The following is a 14,524-nucleotide window of genomic DNA, read 5'->3' on the forward strand; positions in this document are numbered from 1 at the left end:
CACCCGGGTCAGCGCATAGGCCCCGGCCCAGAACAGGGTCAACAGAGCAAACAGCCCCCAATCAGCGGCAGAGCGGCTTTGAAGCTGGGGCCCATTCATGGCATCGCCGCGCCGCGCGACGCCTCGATCATACTGTACCAGTCCGCACGGCTGAGCTGGATTTCCAGCGCGCGCGTCGCCGCCTTCAGGCGCGCCGGAGTCTGCGTGCCCAGCAGAACAATGGGCTGCGCCGGATGCATCAGGACGAAAGCCAGCGCCACTTCGCTGCGGCTCACGCCATGCCCGGCCGCGATCCTGTCGAGCGCCTGATGCACATCCACCAACCTTTCAGGATCATCAGGCTGCGGTCTATATCCATCGGCCAGCCGACCGCCCGCCAGCGGCGACCAAACCAGCGCCGCCGCACCGACTTCCTGGCACCAGTCCAGTGTGCCGTCTTCCAGGGGCGCCAGATGCAGGGCGGAAAATTCCGGCTGCGTGCTGACAAGCTTCGGCCCCAGATGTGCCTGCAATGCGCGGGTTTGCGCCACGGAGAAATTGGAGACTCCTGCTGCCCCGATCTTGCCGTCTGCCAGAAGCGTTTCCAGCGCATCGGCAACTTCCTCCCAAGGGGTCAACAGGTCCGGCCGGTGAATTTGGTAAAGGTCGATCTGCTCAACGCCAAGCCGCGCAAGCGACGCTTCGCAGGCCTCGATCAGGTATTTACGACTCGAATTGTAGGGCGCGGGGGGAATAATTCCGCCCTTGGTCGCCAATACCATTCTCGTGCGCCGCGCAGGATCGGCTTTCAACACCTTGCCCAGCAAGACCTCGGCCGCGCCAAATCCATCCCCGCCAAATCCGTAGATGTCAGCCGTGTCGATAAGAGTCATGCCCAGATCGAGCGCGGTCTCCACAAGATTCTCCGCATGGGACAATTCATGTCCCAAAAAGCGCCAGCAACCGAAGCCCAAAGCACCCGCGCGCAGTCCGCTCGTTCCGATCCCTACCTGACGCATGAAACCGCCTCCTCGTGACTTCAGGCCATAAGAGGCCGCTGAAGCCAAGTCCACGACTGATCTCTGTTAGCGAAAACAGGCAGTAAGCGGCGCGAGGCCGCATGGGCAGCGGGTGGACGAAATTGCGCGGGCGTCGTAAAGGGCCAGCAGATTTATAGCCTGCCGCTCCAAAGGAGATTTTTCATGGCCGCTCGCGTTGCAATCAATGGTTTTGGCCGCATTGGCCGTCTCGTCCTTCGTTCGATCATCGAGCATGACCGCAAGGACATCGAAGTCGTCTCGATCAACGACCTCGGTCCGGTGGCCACCAATGCCCACCTGCTCCAGTATGATTCCGTTCATGGCCGGTTGAACCAGACGGTCGAAGTGGACGGTGACACGATCATCGTCGGCGACCGCAAATTCCTCTGCACCGCCGTACGCGACCCCGCTGACCTGCCGCATGCCGAGCTGGATATCGACATCGCAATGGAATGTACCGGCATCTTCGCCGACAAGGAAAAAGCGTCTGCTCACCTCAAGGCGGGCGCCAAACGCGTGCTGGTCTCTGCTCCGGCGACAAATGCTGACAAGACCATCGTCTTCGGTGTGAACCACGACACGCTTACCAAAGATGATCTCGTCGTCTCCAACGCATCCTGCACCACCAACTGCCTGTCGCCCGTCGCCAAAGTGCTGAACGACACGGTCGGTATCAAGCGCGGCTACATGACGACGGTCCACTCCTATACGGGTGACCAGCCAACCCTCGACCGGATGCACAAGGACCTCTATCGCGGCCGCGCGGCTGCGATGTCCATGATCCCGACCTCGACCGGCGCAGCAAAAGCCGTTGGCCTGGTCCTGCCGGAACTGAAGGGCAAGCTCGACGGTTCCGCCATCCGCGTCCCAACGCCAAACGTCTCGATGATCGACCTCGTCTTCGATGCCGGCAAGCCAACCACGGTCGAAGAAGTGAACACGGCCATCAAGGCCGCCGCTGACGGTTCAATGAAAGGCGTGCTCGACTATACTGACAAGCCGCTCGTCTCCGCAGACTTCAACCACGATCCGCACTCGTCCACCTTTGCGCTCGACCAAACGCAGGTCATCGAAGGCACCATGGTTCGGGTCCTGTCCTGGTACGACAATGAGTGGGGCTTCGCGACCCGCATGAGCGATACTGCCCTCGCCATGTCCAAACTCATCTAAAACCCTTCTCCAGAGCGCTTCCCAACCGGGAGGCGCTCTTTTTCCATGCCGCATCGCACCCGGTTGGCCGGGCATTCTGGAGGAAATACCATGTCCAGCTTCAAACGCCTTGCCGATGCCGGCGATCTGACCGGCAAGACCGCGCTTGTCCGAGTCGACTTCAACGTGCCCATGGAAAACGGCCTCGTCACCGATGACACGCGCCTGCGGGCCGCCATTGATACGGTGCAAACCCTGCGCACCCAGGGCGCCAAGGTCGCCCTGCTCGCACATTTCGGCCGCCCCAAGGGTGAGCGCGTTGCAGACATGAGCCTTGCGCCGATTGCAGGCGCCTTCGCCAAAGTGCTCGGCTCGAATGTCAGCTTTATCGCCGACTGCAAGGGCGAGCATGTGAAGCAGGCCATTGCTGATCTCGACCCTGCCGGCGTGATCCTTCTGGAGAACACCCGCTTCTATGCAGGCGAGGAAAAAGGCGACCCGGAACTGGCGAAAGAAATCGCCGCGCTCGGCGACATCTACGTCAATGATGCCTTCTCGGCCGCGCACCGCAAGCATGTCTCTACGGCTGTCCTCGCGACCCTCCTGCCCGCCTATGCAGGCGTGAACATGGAAGCTGAACTCGACGCGCTCGACAAGGCGCTCGGCACGCCGGAACGTCCCGTGCTGGCTGTGGTCGGCGGCGCGAAAGTCTCTTCCAAGATCGACCTTCTGAAAAACCTTGTCACCCAGGTCGACTCGCTGGCGATTGGCGGCGGCATGGCCAACACATTCCTGGCCGCGCAGGGGATCAGTGTCGGCAAGTCCCTCTGCGAGCATGATCTCGCTGAGACCGCCCGCGAGATCATGCAGGTCGCTAAAGAAAACAATTGCAATATCCTGCTTCCGGTCGATGTTGTTGTCGCGAAGGACTTCAAGGCTCACGCCGAGAACCGCACCTGCGCAACGGATGAGGTCGCAGACGATGAGATGATCCTCGACGCTGGCGTCAGGACGATCGCACAGCTGGTTGCCGCGATGGGCAACTCAAAGACACTGGTCTGGAACGGGCCGCTCGGCGCGTTCGAACTGACCCCTTTTGACAAGGCCACCGTTGCAGCAGCCCAAGCTGCGGGTATCCGCGCAAGTGACGGCAAGCTAATCGCCGTCGCCGGAGGCGGCGATACCGTTGCCGCGCTCAATCATGCCGAGGCCGCCGACGAGTTCACCTTCGTCTCAACCGCAGGCGGCGCCTTCCTTGAATGGATGGAAGGCAAGCCCCTGCCCGGTGTGGAAGCCCTCAAAGCCTGATCCCTTTTGAGACAGCCTGCGGCAAATCGCGCAGGCGGCTGCAAATGACAACGTTCTCATCGGTTTGCTGCGCGGCGTCAGAAAAAATTGATGTTCCAGATGAAATCGATTTCAGGCCCTGAATCCCACACGTCTCTGGCAGTCCTTTCCCCCGAAACTGCCCGTACTGCCTGAGATTCGGGCGGGTGCGAGCGCGCTCACATCAATCCCTGTCAGCCTGTTGACCCAGAAGACAGGCACGGTACTTGAATGCAAAGTTTGCAAATTCCACGCATGCAAGGGACGCCCCGTTAAAATCATGACCAATCCTCAAATGGCCCGGCAGATTGCCGACAAGAATGGCTTCATCGCAGCGCTTGATCAGTCGGGTGGCTCCACCCCCAAGGCTCTGCGCCTCTACGGCGTGAACGAAGACGCCTATTCCAATGACGAAGAAATGTTCGGCCTGATCCATGAGATGCGTGCCCGCATCATCAAGGCACCAGCCTTCAATGGCGAAAAGGTCATTGGCGCGATCCTGTTTGAACGCACCATGGATGGCGAAGTCGATGGCACGCCAACCGCCGAATACCTCTGGAACGCCCATAAGGTCGTTCCCTTCCTGAAAGTCGACAAAGGCCTCGCAGACGAAGCCAATGGCGTCCAGATGATGAAGCCGATGCCGGACCTCGATCACCTGCTCGAACGCGCGGTCGGCAAGGGTATCTTCGGTACCAAGATGCGCTCGGTTATCAATGCCGCCAATCAGGAAGGCATTGCTGCCATCGTTGCACAGCAGTTTGACGTTGGCCGCCAGATCCTGGGCCACGGCCTGATGCCGATCATCGAGCCTGAGGTCACGATCACGATTGCCGACAAGGCCGAGGCCGAGGATATTCTCCTGGCCGAGATCGCCAAGCAGCTCGACGCGCTGGGCGAGGACAAGCAGGTAATGCTGAAACTGTCCCTGCCGACCAAAGCAAACCAGTACAAGTCGCTGGTCGATCATCCGCGCGTGATGCGCGTTGTCGCGCTTTCCGGTGGATATTCTCGCGAAGATGCCTGCGCCAAGCTTGCCAATAATTCCGGCATGATTGCCAGCTTCTCCCGCGCCCTGACCGAAGGCCTCTCGGCCCAGCAAAGCGACGAAGAGTTCAATTCCACGCTTGCCGCCACGATTGATTGCATTTGTGCGGCATCCAGCGCCGGATAGGCCGGGTTTGTCCTAGACTCGCGCCCGACGCGAAAGCAAAGTGCCGCCCATGTTAAACATGAGGCGGCATTTTTTGTTCGCCAATCGATTGGGGACTTAAAGGCATGATCAAACACACCGTAACAGGCGCGGTATCCGCGCTGTCGCTCCTGGCGGCTGCTTCTTGCATGGCAACCGTCGAGCCGACAGCGTTGGAACAGGCAGAGGCAAACACGCCAAGTCTGCAGGACGAAGCCAGCGCGATGCTGGCCGAGCTCGTCGTCAATCCGGCCTCTGCGGAAGTGTTCGAATCCCGTTGCGAGAATGCGATGCTGCTCGCCGGAAAGTTCATCACCGATCTTGAAACCCGCGACACGCCGCCCGGTGTTCAGGACATTCAGGATTTTGACTTGCTGACAAATGTCGCCTTTTCGGTTGGCTACGGAGAAGCGGCTATCGTGGCCGAAGCAAACCCGGACGAAGCGTTGAGGGAAGTCGGCAGCGCATGTCAGGAAGACACAGCCAGCATCATCTCGACGCTCTCCCTGTCCGGCCCCATCTACGAACGCATGGTCGCGATTGATGCCGACGCCCTCGATGATCGCTCCGCCCTCATGTTGTCCCGCATTCTGAGAGACTATCGGCGCAGCGGTGTCGACAAGGACGAAGCGACGCGAACGCGCGTAGAGGAACTGAACGCCGAACTGGCGGAGATCAGCACTGAGTTCAGCAAAAACCTCCGCGAAATTGTCGGACAGGTCGAAGTCGATTCAGTCGACGCGCTGGAGGGACTGCCACAGGATTATATCGACGCCCACACGCCCAATGAGGATGGCAAGATCGTCATCACGACCAACTATCCGGACCTGATGCCTGTCTTCAACTACTCCCCGAACGAAGACTTGAAGAAATCCCTCTTCATTGCCTCGGCCAACCGTGCGTATCCGGAGAATGTAGAGCCACTCCGGAAACTGCTCGAGAAGCGCTACGAACTTGCACAATTGCTGGGCTATGAAAATTACGCAGCCTATATCACCGAAGACAAGATGACGGGCTCGCCAGAGGTTGCCATCGACTTCCTCGACGGTGTCGAAGCCGCCGCCCGAAACGCCGCTGAAATCGAATACGAACGCCTGCTGGCTTTTCAACAAAACAGTAATCCCGACGCGACGCAGGTCAGCCAGTGGCACAGCGGCTATCTTTCGGAACAGATTCGCCAAACCGACTATGCGCTCGACGCCCAGGAAGTGCGCCAGTACTTCGCCTACAATGACGTTCGGTCAGGCATATTTTCGTTGGTACAGGACCTGTTCGAAGTCGAGATACGTGACTGGACCGATGCTCCGATTTGGCAGGAAACCGTAACCGCTCACGAAATCTACAAGGATGGCGAACTGGTCGGCCGTTTCTTCCTCGACATGCATCCCCGCGAGGGCAAGTTCAAACACGCGGCCGCCTTCCCCATTCGGTTCGGCCCAACATCTGAAGGCGTGCCAGTTGCCTCACTGATGTGCAACTTCCCTGCGGGCGATCATACGACCGGTCTGATGGAGCATAGACAGGTCGAAACCTTCCTCCATGAATTCGGCCACCTCATCCATGCGATGTTCTCTGGCCAACCAGACTACGCCGATCTCAGCATGAGCAGCCTTGAATGGGATTTCATTGAAGCCCCGTCACAGATGCTGGAAAACTGGGTGTGGGATTATGATACGCTGGCAAAGTTCGCCGTAAACTCCGACGGCGAAATCATTCCCGTCGAACTGGTCGAGAAGATGAACGCCGCGCGTGACTTCGGCACCGGCCTCGGCACGCTCCGTCAGCTGACCTATGCCGGCGTCTCGATGAATTACTATAATCGCCCACCCTCTGAGGTCGATTTCGAGAAGATCTGGCTTGAACAGGAAGCTGGCCTCAGCCCGTTCGAGACCCTGCCGGACCTCCATCGGTATGCCAGCTTTGGGCACCTCGATGGCTATTCTGCGATCTACTACACTTATCAATGGTCACTCGCGATCGCGACAGACATGTTCAAGCAGTTCGAAGCAAACGGCTTGCGCGACGAAGTCACCGCTGAACGCTATCGGGAACTGGTCCTAAGCGCCGGATCATCAAAACCGGCCGCCGAACTCGTGCATGATTTCCTTGGGCGCGATTGGTCGCCTAAAGCGTATGAGCAGCACTTGATCGACGCCGCGGCGTCCGCACCCAGTGTGGAAGCTGAAAAGGACTAGCAGTGATGTTGGAGATGCGTCCGAACTGTGAACGCTGCGATACCGATTTGCCGCCGGATGAAGCCGGAGCGTTTATCTGCTCGTTCGAATGCACGTTCTGCTCTGATTGCATGGACGGTCCTCTCGATGGTCGCTGCCCGAACTGCGGCGGCGACCTCGAGCCCCGGCCGATGCGGCGCGGCAAGCCACTCGACGCCTACCCCGCCAGCACGCAGCGGGTTTTGAAGACTTCCGGCTAGGCACGCCCTGCGCTATAGCGCGCGCCATGAGCAAGACCGAAGACTATGTCCGCCCGCGCACGCGGCTTTACCTGATAACTCCGCCCCGCATCGAAGATGTGGAGGGCTTTGCAGCCCTATTGGAAACGGCATTGTCAGCGGGCGATGTCGCCTGTCTCCAACTGCGCCTGAAGGCTGATACCGGCGAGATCGACGTCGACGCCACCCGCGCCGTTGGCGCAGCCGTTACAGAAATGGCCCAGGCCTACGGCGTTGCCGTGCTGGTCAATGACAGCGCCGAACTTGCCGTCGAGATAGGTGCAGATGGCGTTCATGTCGGGATGGATGACATGCCGGTCAAGAAAGCCCGGGAGATCGTCGGCCCGGACATGATTATCGGCGCAACCGCCAAGAACTCACGTCATGCTGCCATGCAGGCATGCGAGGCTGGCGCAGATTATGTCGCCTTTGGTGCGTTCTTCCCGACCCGTACCAAGACCGGTACGGTCGAGGCGAATCCGGACCTTCTGGAAATATGGCAGGAAAGCATGGAAGTGCCCTGTGTCGCGATTGGTGGCATCACAGTCGAAAACGCCGAGCCGCTCGCTGTAGCTGGCGCTGATTTTCTCGCGGTCTCATCCGGGGTCTGGGATCATCCTGAAGGCGCGCCGGTAGCGATTGCCCACTTCAATGCGCTTCTTGACCGGCTCGATGCATCGAAGGCCTGACGCTGCAAGCTCGCTGTAAAACCCTGCATGAACCGGTCCCGCATTAACACTCCGCCCGCTTGACCGTTTCGGGCCAAAGGCTTACGCCCCCGCCAAACCTTCAAAAGGACACGCCCCAATGGTCAAGATCAATGGTAATGAAATCAAGCCCGGCAACGTCATCGAGCATGACGGCACGGTCTGGCGCGCCCTGAAGACGGCGTCGGTCAAGCCCGGCAAGGGCGGCGCGTTCAATCAGGTCGAATTGCGCAACCTGCTGAATGGATCGAAATCGAACGTGCGCTTCCGTTCTTCCGAGACCGTTGAGAAGGTCCGTCTGGAGCAGAAAGACCATCAATTCCTGTTTGCGGACGATGACGCTTTCACCTTCATGGACCAGGAAAGCTTTGAACAGATCGCGATCCAGCGAGACTTTATCGGCGACCAGGGCGCTTTCTTGCAGGACGGCATGACCGTCTCCATTGAGTTTTATGGCGAGACGCCGATTGGTGTTGATCTGCCGGAACAGGTGATCCTCGAAGTTCAGGAAACCGAGCCGGTTGTGAAAGGCCAGACGGCTGCCAACAGCTTCAAACCCGCAATCTGTGACGGCGGCGTCCGGGTCATGGTTCCGCCCTTTGTCGGCACCGGCGAACGCATTGTCGTCCAGACAGCCGATTCCACTTATCTCCGTCGCTCCGACTAGGAACTCCCATGTCCAAACCCTCCCCCGTTGGCACCGTCATGATCGCCGCTGCACGTGCAGCTGGCCGTTCGCTTGCCCGTGATTTCGGCGAAGTCGAAAATCTGCAAGTGTCCAAGAAGGGCCCGGCAGACTTTGTCTCCAACGCCGATCATCGCGCCGAAGAAATCATCTACTCAGCGCTCGCGAAGGCGCGGCCCGGCTATGGCTTTGTCATGGAAGAACGGGGCATTGTCGAAGGCACAGACAAGTCGAACAGATTCATCGTGGATCCTCTCGACGGTACGCTGAACTTCCTGCACGGCCAGCCGCACTATGCAGTCTCCATTGCGCTCGAGCGCGAAGGCAAGCTATTGACCGGAGTGGTCTATGATGTCGCGAAGAACGAGATCTTCTGGGCTGAGACCGGACGCGGCGCATGGCTGGAGAACCGCAAGCTGCGTGTTGCCGCTCGCACCCGCCTCAATGAGGCTGTGGTGGCCACCGGAACGCCCTGGCACGGCAAAGCCGAAGAAATGCACGCGAATTTTGCCCGCGAAATGCTTGCGATGACGCCGGCATGCGCTGGCATCCGCCGCTATGGCTCCGCAGCTCTGGATCTCGCTTACGTCGCCGCGGGACGGTTTGACGGATTCTGGGAGCGCGACCTGAAACCCTGGGACATTGCTGCAGGCATCGTGCTGGTGCGCGAAGCGGGCGGAACCGTTGCCGAAATCGATGGCGGCGACTTCATGAAGACCGGCTCGGTTCTGGCTGCCAATGAAGAGCTCCATCCGTTGATCGAACAGCAGCTGCGCCATGCTGCGGCCTTCGCGCGGAAAGCGGACTAAACCCTTCCGTAGCGGCAAGGCCTCCTGACACCAGAAAGATCGTGACACCCGCGTCATTTTTTGGCCTTATAGGCTGAAAAAATGGGCAGGAAGCAGTCATGATACATACCGATACCGACGTTCTCATCATCGGAGCGGGCCTTTCCGGCATCGGCGCCGCGGTTCATCTCGAAAAGAAGTGTCCAGGCCTCGGCTATCAGATATTCGAGCAGCGTGGCGCAATTGGCGGCACTTGGGACCTGTTTCGCTATCCGGGCATTCGATCTGACAGCGACATGCATACGCTCGGTTACAACTTCAAACCGTGGACCGAAGCGAAGGCCATTGCCGATGGGCCTTCGATCCGGAAATATGTCGCGGACACCGCCAACGAATATGGCGTCACACCCCACATCAAATTCAACACGGCCATCGTCGCCGCCAACTGGTCCACGCCCGACCAAGCCTGGCATGTGACGCACGAGGATGAATTTGGTGCGCGTTCAATCACGACGTGTCGTTTCCTGTTCATGTGCGGCGGCTACTACCGCTATGATGAGGGCTATCGGCCGGACTTCCCGGGCGAAGACGCCTTCAAGGGCCAATTCATTCATCCGCAGCATTGGCCGGAAGACCTCGACTATTCCGGCAAGAAAGTCGTCATCATCGGATCTGGCGCGACCGCCATGACACTGGTGCCTGCCATGACCGACAAGGCTGCGCACGTCACCATGCTCCAGCGCTCGCCAACCTATGTTGTTTCGCGCCCGTCGGTAGACAAGTTCGCCAATTTCCTGCGCAAGATACTGCCTGACAGCTGGGCCTACTCCTTCATCCGCTGGCGGAATGTCCTGCTGCAGCAATTTTTCTTCAAACAGACCCGTTCAAATCCCGACAAGGCCCGCGAGCGGCTGATCGGCATGGTGAAAGAAGAACTCGGCCCGGACTATCCAGTCGAGACCCATTTCAATCCGTCCTATAACCCGTGGGAACAGCGGTTATGCCTCGTGCCGGATTCCGATCTTTTCAATGCGCTGAAGTCTGGCAAGGCGAGCGTCGAGACCGATCACATCGAGACGTTCACCCCCAACGGGATAAAGCTGAAATCCGGCAAGGAGATCGGGGCCGACATCGTCGTCACCGCGACCGGCCTGCAATTGCAGTTCATGAATGGCGTGGACGTGTCCGTTGATGGCACCCGCACCGATGCTGGACGGCTCTTGAACTATAAGGGCGTGATGCTCTCCAACATGCCAAATCTGGCGGTCACCTTCGGCTACACCAACGCCTCATGGACCCTGAAGGCCGACCTGACATCTGAATATGTCTGTCGCCTTCTGAATTACATGGACCAGCATGGTTACACGTCGGCCATGCCGAAACTTGAGCAATATCCAAACCAGACCGAACCGTTCGTGGACTTTTCATCTGGGTATTTCCAACGCGTCATGGACCAGTTTCCCCGCCAGCACACGGAAAAACCGTGGAAGCTGCACCAGAACTACAGCGCTGACGTCAAGAACCTGCGCCGAGGGCCAATCGCCGATGGCGTGATGGATTTCACAAAGGCCGAAGAGGCCGTCAGCAAGCCGCGCGTCTTGCAAGCCGCAGAATAGCGTTTTGCTATATTTCTTTTCTCGGGCTCCCTATATTGAAAATACAGGGTCTTGATGAAGGGAACAAAGATATGTGGCTATGGCTGTTATGGTGGTGCGTAGACGATCATCTCGCGGCGGCGCTGGATGCGCCGGGGCTGGGAGAACTGCCCATCTGGGTGCCGCTGGTTCTGTCACTTGCCTTCGCGTTCACGATTGATGGCAAGGTCAAGAAACTCCGCAAGAAATAGGTGGGTCAACCCTCTGCAAACTGCAATTCGGCAAGGCGGGCATACAGGCCGCCCCTGGACACGAGTTCCTCGTGACTACCTTCCTCGACGATGCGTCCATGTTCCATCACGATGATCCGGTCAGCCCGGCGCACCGTGGAGAGCCTGTGTGCGATCACCAGCGTGGTGCGGCCCTCGGCGGCGTTGGAAATGGCCCGGCGCACAGCCGCTTCGCTTTCGGAATCGAGCGCTGAGGTGGCTTCATCCAGCAGGAGCACCGGCGCATCGCGCACAAGCGCCCTGGCGAGCGCAATACGCTGACGCTGGCCGCCTGACAGACTCCTCCCCTTCTGGCCAAGATCCGTCGCAAGCCCGTCTTTTTCAGCCAGGAAGTCGAACGCTTCAGCCATGCGAGCAGCCTGCTCAAGCAGGGCCTCGTCAGGCGTGTCGGTACCAAAGCCGATATTCTGCGCTGCAGTGCCTGTGAACAACGCCGATTCCTGTGGCGCATAGGCAAATTGCTGACGCCAGTCACGCGGATCAGCCTGCATGGCAGATACGCCGTCAAGCGTGACCGTGCCTGATGGCACATCGAATAGGCGCAATGCCAGGCGAAAGACCGTAGTCTTGCCTGCGCCGCTCGGCCCGACAAGCGCCACAAACTCGCCCGGCTTTACCGACAGGGAGAAATGATCAAGCGCCGAGACAGCTTCATCGCCATAGCGGAAAGTAACATCCTCAAAGGCAAGCGCGCCGGTCACCTTGCCCGGCAGTGCGACAGGGTTTTCTGGTGCGGTGATTTCGGGTTCAGCGTTCAGCACTTCAGCGGCACGGTCGGCCGCGCCGGCCGCGCGCATGACTTCGCCATAGACTTCCGCCAGCATGCCAAAGCCCGATCCTGCATAAAGCGCGTAGAGCACCATGGAGGCGAGATCGCCAAAGCTCATGGACCCAGTTGCGACGGCCCGCGCACCCATCCAGAGCACACCCACAAAGCCGCCAAACAGCAGCACAGAGACCAAAACGATCATCAGCGACCGCGCCCCGATCCGGCGCATCGCCGCATCAAACGTCGCCTCGACCGCCTCGGTAAATGCTCCCAGCCGGCTTTGTTCCCGATTATAGGCCTGAACCAGTTCGATTGCGTCTAGCGCCTCGGCAGCTTCCGCACCCGCATCCGCCAATCGTGACTGCGCCCGGTTCGACATCTTCCGGATCACCCGGCCAATCGCCATGACGGGCAGAACGGCCACCGGCAACATGGCCAGCAAGGTGAGGCCGAGCTTCCAGTTCACGACCAGCATCATGGTCAGCGCGCCCGTAGTGGTCAGCAGCGTCCGTGCAGCCAATGACGCCGACGAGCCAAGAAAGGTTTCGATCAGCGTGATGTCTGCTGTCAGGCGCGACACCGCCTCGCCAGACCGCATCTGCGAATGATAGCGGGGCGACAGTTTCAGCAGGTGCGCATAAAGATCCTTGCGCAGGTCGGCCGCAATCCGTTCGCCAAAGCGTGACACGAAATAGAACCGGATCGCGCCAAGCACGCCTGACAGAATGGCCGCCAGCGCAACCCAGAGAAATGCGCGGTCGACCAGCGCCAACAATTCCTCGGCGCTGCCCTGCGCGGCCTGGCCCGCATCCGCGGCGCTGCCGAGCAGCAAAGGTATCGCGAGACTAACGGCCGCCGCCGCCACCAGGAATACGAGTGCGATGGACACGGTCACCCAATGACGGGCGACATAGGGCATCAGCAAGGCCAGTGGTTTCAACGACTTTGCCTTGGGCCGGTTGATCGCTTCGCCGCCTGCTGGTTCTGTTGCACGGCGGTCTTCTGTGAAGGAGCTGTCTGTATCGGTCATGCCCGTCTATAAGTCCTTTCAGATTCCCTGCCAGCAGCCTCTTGCAGAGGTCGCGTCTTTCAGTTACACGCGCCACTTCGAAAACAGGCTGAGACAAGCCCGCGCACCCAAGCGATGGCAGCGCGGTTGTCCTTAGAGTTCAAGAGAGGCGAAGGCCATGAAAAAAGAAGGTCATCCCGACTATCACTTCGTCACCGTAGTGATGACAGACGGAACCGAATATCAGACGCGCTCCACCTATGGCAGCGAAGGCGACCGCCTTGTTCTGGACATCGATTCCAAATCGCACCCGGCCTGGACCGGCGGCGACGGCAAGATGCTCGACCGTGGCGGCCGCGTCTCGCGCTTCAAAGACAAGTTCAAAGGCTTCATGTAAGCGTTCTTCGCTTCGCATGATGCGTATAGTGGAAAGCCCCGGCCTTTTGGCCGGGGTTTTTCCGTTTGGTCCCTATTTCCAAAATTGACCCCACATCTGACCGGTTAACCCTCGCTTAACCCGCCATCGCCAGCGTGCGCCTCACACTTTCAGGACGCACGAACATGTTGCGCGGCATTCAAGTCAAATCTGCCCTGTATTCCGTGGCGATTCTTGCCGGCCTCGGCGGCGCAGCCGCGCTGGCAGCTCAGGCCGCAATCGAACAGGACGGCCTCGTCTATTGGTCCGACGGCGATTCCGGGCGCCTGCCAGGCGGCACCAAATTCCGCCTGCATGGTGTCGACGCGCCTGAGACGCGCAGTCTGAAACAGCTTGGCGGGGCCGACTGCGAAGCCGAACGCGAACAAGGTTATATCGCCAAGGAAAGGGTGATCGAACTGACTCGTGGCAAGGAAATAGCTGTGACACGCGATTATGGTCTCGACCGATACAAGCGGCTCGTCGTTGATATCAGCATCGATGGTGAAGATCTCGCCACGCGCCTTGTGGCCGAAGGCAGCCACCAAGTCTGGGACTATGATGGCGGTGCTCCAAAGCCAGACTGGTGCAGCCCGCACCGTAGATCGACAACATCGGGCCAAGTCAGCCCGTAGTTCTGCAAACCAAGCCGCTGCATTGCCCCGTAGCGTTCCTGTCTCTAGGTTCTGCTGAGAACGTACGACAGGAGCCACGCCAAAAATGATTTCCCGGAAGACGGCCGCTGCCGCATCTGTCCTGCTTGGTAACGCGGCCCTGTCCGCTTGCAATGACCCGGCCCCGGCCCGCACGGCGGCACCGGAAACTGCACCACCAGAAAATTCACTGCAAATCGAAACGGACCGCGCCCTGACAGGCAATGAAGTCAGCACGTCGGTCGGCGTACGCATCCTGACGGCAGACAAGCGCGTCGCTGTACTCGCCGGTCATATTGAGGCAGGCTTGGCACTCTACCGCGCGGGCGCGCCAGACCTCGCAGCGGCGCAACTCAATCACGCGGTGTCGCTTGAAACCCAATCGGAACGCAACGGATTTGGCGAATTTGGCTTCGACACCGGCGTCTATGAGACTGTTCACGCCGCCGCAACAGCCGGAACACCCGCAGAGGAC

The 14,524-nt window shown here is 59.4% G+C and carries 14 protein-coding genes and 1 pseudogene; 13 read left to right on the forward strand and 2 right to left on the reverse strand.

Features of this window, described 5'->3' with window-relative positions; translation table 11 throughout:
• Positions 1–95 precede the first annotated feature (95 nt).
• A complete protein-coding gene (locus tag B4F73_RS09110) occupies positions 96–998 on the reverse strand; it encodes an aldo/keto reductase (protein ID WP_206991560.1) in 903 nt (300 codons plus the stop codon).
• 183 nt (positions 999–1,181) lie between these two features.
• Here B4F73_RS09110 and gap point away from each other — a divergent pair, with 183 nt between their 5' ends.
• From gap to B4F73_RS09160, 10 genes are all read left to right on the forward strand, one after another.
• Entirely contained in the window at positions 1,182–2,189 is a 1,008-nt protein-coding gene (gene gap, locus B4F73_RS09115) for a type I glyceraldehyde-3-phosphate dehydrogenase (protein ID WP_290483070.1), read from the forward strand.
• A gap of 90 nt (positions 2,190–2,279) precedes the next feature.
• Positions 2,280–3,476: a phosphoglycerate kinase gene (locus tag B4F73_RS09120; RefSeq protein WP_290480153.1), complete on the forward strand. Its 1,197-nt coding sequence runs from the start codon at positions 2,280–2,282 to the stop codon at positions 3,474–3,476.
• 298 nt (positions 3,477–3,774) lie between these two features.
• A complete protein-coding gene (locus B4F73_RS09125; protein WP_290483071.1) occupies positions 3,775–4,668 on the forward strand; it encodes a fructose bisphosphate aldolase in 894 nt (297 codons plus the stop codon).
• A 104-nt stretch (positions 4,669–4,772) separates the two neighbouring features.
• Positions 4,773–6,881 carry a M3 family metallopeptidase gene (locus B4F73_RS09130; protein ID WP_290483072.1) on the forward strand — a complete coding sequence of 703 codons (2,109 nt, stop codon included), beginning with the start codon at positions 4,773–4,775 and terminating at the stop codon, positions 6,879–6,881.
• A 5-nt stretch (positions 6,882–6,886) separates the two neighbouring features.
• Positions 6,887–7,120 (forward strand): DUF1272 domain-containing protein, encoded by a 234-nt coding sequence (locus B4F73_RS09135; RefSeq protein ID WP_290480156.1) that lies wholly within the window; start codon positions 6,887–6,889, stop codon positions 7,118–7,120.
• A gap of 26 nt (positions 7,121–7,146) precedes the next feature.
• Positions 7,147–7,827, forward strand: coding sequence for a thiamine phosphate synthase (thiE, locus tag B4F73_RS09140; RefSeq protein ID WP_290483073.1), 681 nt, complete (start codon positions 7,147–7,149; stop codon positions 7,825–7,827).
• A 118-nt stretch (positions 7,828–7,945) separates the two neighbouring features.
• A complete protein-coding gene (efp, locus tag B4F73_RS09145) occupies positions 7,946–8,512 on the forward strand; it encodes an elongation factor P (RefSeq protein ID WP_034814737.1) in 567 nt (188 codons plus the stop codon).
• Between the two features lie 8 nt (positions 8,513–8,520).
• Positions 8,521–9,339 carry an inositol monophosphatase family protein gene (locus B4F73_RS09150; RefSeq protein WP_034814734.1) on the forward strand — a complete coding sequence of 273 codons (819 nt, stop codon included), beginning with the start codon at positions 8,521–8,523 and terminating at the stop codon, positions 9,337–9,339.
• 98 nt (positions 9,340–9,437) lie between these two features.
• Positions 9,438–10,934: a flavin-containing monooxygenase gene (locus B4F73_RS09155; protein WP_290483074.1), complete on the forward strand. Its 1,497-nt coding sequence runs from the start codon at positions 9,438–9,440 to the stop codon at positions 10,932–10,934.
• 71 nt (positions 10,935–11,005) lie between these two features.
• Positions 11,006–11,164, forward strand: a complete 159-nt coding sequence (locus tag B4F73_RS09160) for a hypothetical protein (protein WP_198019785.1) — start codon at positions 11,006–11,008, stop codon at positions 11,162–11,164.
• 5 nt (positions 11,165–11,169) lie between these two features.
• Here the strand turns inward: B4F73_RS09160 and B4F73_RS09165 are convergent, their stop codons facing one another.
• A complete protein-coding gene (locus tag B4F73_RS09165) occupies positions 11,170–13,002 on the reverse strand; it encodes an ABC transporter transmembrane domain-containing protein (RefSeq protein WP_290480159.1) in 1,833 nt (610 codons plus the stop codon).
• Positions 13,003–13,159: 157 nt separating this feature from the next.
• Between B4F73_RS09165 and rpmE the strand changes: the two genes are divergently transcribed.
• From rpmE to B4F73_RS09180, 3 genes and pseudogenes are all read left to right on the forward strand, one after another.
• The gene (gene rpmE, locus B4F73_RS09170; RefSeq protein WP_034814727.1) at positions 13,160–13,378 is read left to right on the forward strand and encodes a 50S ribosomal protein L31; all 219 of its coding nucleotides are present in this window, start codon (positions 13,160–13,162) and stop codon (positions 13,376–13,378) included.
• Between the two features lie 164 nt (positions 13,379–13,542).
• A complete protein-coding gene (locus B4F73_RS09175) occupies positions 13,543–14,031 on the forward strand; it encodes a thermonuclease family protein (protein ID WP_290483075.1) in 489 nt (162 codons plus the stop codon).
• Positions 14,032–14,116: 85 nt separating this feature from the next.
• Positions 14,117–14,524: pseudogene (locus tag B4F73_RS09180) on the forward strand (hypothetical protein); the annotation flags it as partial.

Source organism: Hyphomonas sp. UBA3601 (assembly GCF_002375605.1).
Classification (GTDB): Bacteria; Pseudomonadota; Alphaproteobacteria; order Caulobacterales; family Hyphomonadaceae; genus Hyphomonas.

What these genes read in the sequence shown, in the direction of transcription:
- B4F73_RS09120 (WP_290480153.1), top strand. Translation starts at nt 2,280, where the DNA reads ATGTCCAGCTTCAAACGCCTTGCCGATGCCGGCGATCTGACCGGCAAG.
- efp (WP_034814737.1), top strand. Translation starts at nt 7,946, where the DNA reads ATGGTCAAGATCAATGGTAATGAAATCAAGCCCGGCAACGTCATCGAG.
- B4F73_RS09155 (WP_290483074.1), top strand. Translation starts at nt 9,438, where the DNA reads ATGATACATACCGATACCGACGTTCTCATCATCGGAGCGGGCCTTTCC.
- B4F73_RS09165 (WP_290480159.1), bottom strand. Translation starts at nt 13,002, where the DNA reads ATGACCGATACAGACAGCTCCTTCACAGAAGACCGCCGTGCAACAGAA.
- B4F73_RS09175 (WP_290483075.1), top strand. Translation starts at nt 13,543, where the DNA reads ATGTTGCGCGGCATTCAAGTCAAATCTGCCCTGTATTCCGTGGCGATT.
- B4F73_RS09135 (WP_290480156.1), top strand. Translation starts at nt 6,887, where the DNA reads ATGTTGGAGATGCGTCCGAACTGTGAACGCTGCGATACCGATTTGCCG.
- thiE (WP_290483073.1), top strand. Translation starts at nt 7,147, where the DNA reads ATGAGCAAGACCGAAGACTATGTCCGCCCGCGCACGCGGCTTTACCTG.
- B4F73_RS09160 (WP_198019785.1), top strand. Translation starts at nt 11,006, where the DNA reads ATGTGGCTATGGCTGTTATGGTGGTGCGTAGACGATCATCTCGCGGCG.
- gap (WP_290483070.1), top strand. Translation starts at nt 1,182, where the DNA reads ATGGCCGCTCGCGTTGCAATCAATGGTTTTGGCCGCATTGGCCGTCTC.
- B4F73_RS09110 (WP_206991560.1), bottom strand. Translation starts at nt 998, where the DNA reads ATGCGTCAGGTAGGGATCGGAACGAGCGGACTGCGCGCGGGTGCTTTG.
- B4F73_RS09150 (WP_034814734.1), top strand. Translation starts at nt 8,521, where the DNA reads ATGTCCAAACCCTCCCCCGTTGGCACCGTCATGATCGCCGCTGCACGT.
- B4F73_RS09125 (WP_290483071.1), top strand. Translation starts at nt 3,775, where the DNA reads ATGACCAATCCTCAAATGGCCCGGCAGATTGCCGACAAGAATGGCTTC.
- B4F73_RS09130 (WP_290483072.1), top strand. Translation starts at nt 4,773, where the DNA reads ATGATCAAACACACCGTAACAGGCGCGGTATCCGCGCTGTCGCTCCTG.
- rpmE (WP_034814727.1), top strand. Translation starts at nt 13,160, where the DNA reads ATGAAAAAAGAAGGTCATCCCGACTATCACTTCGTCACCGTAGTGATG.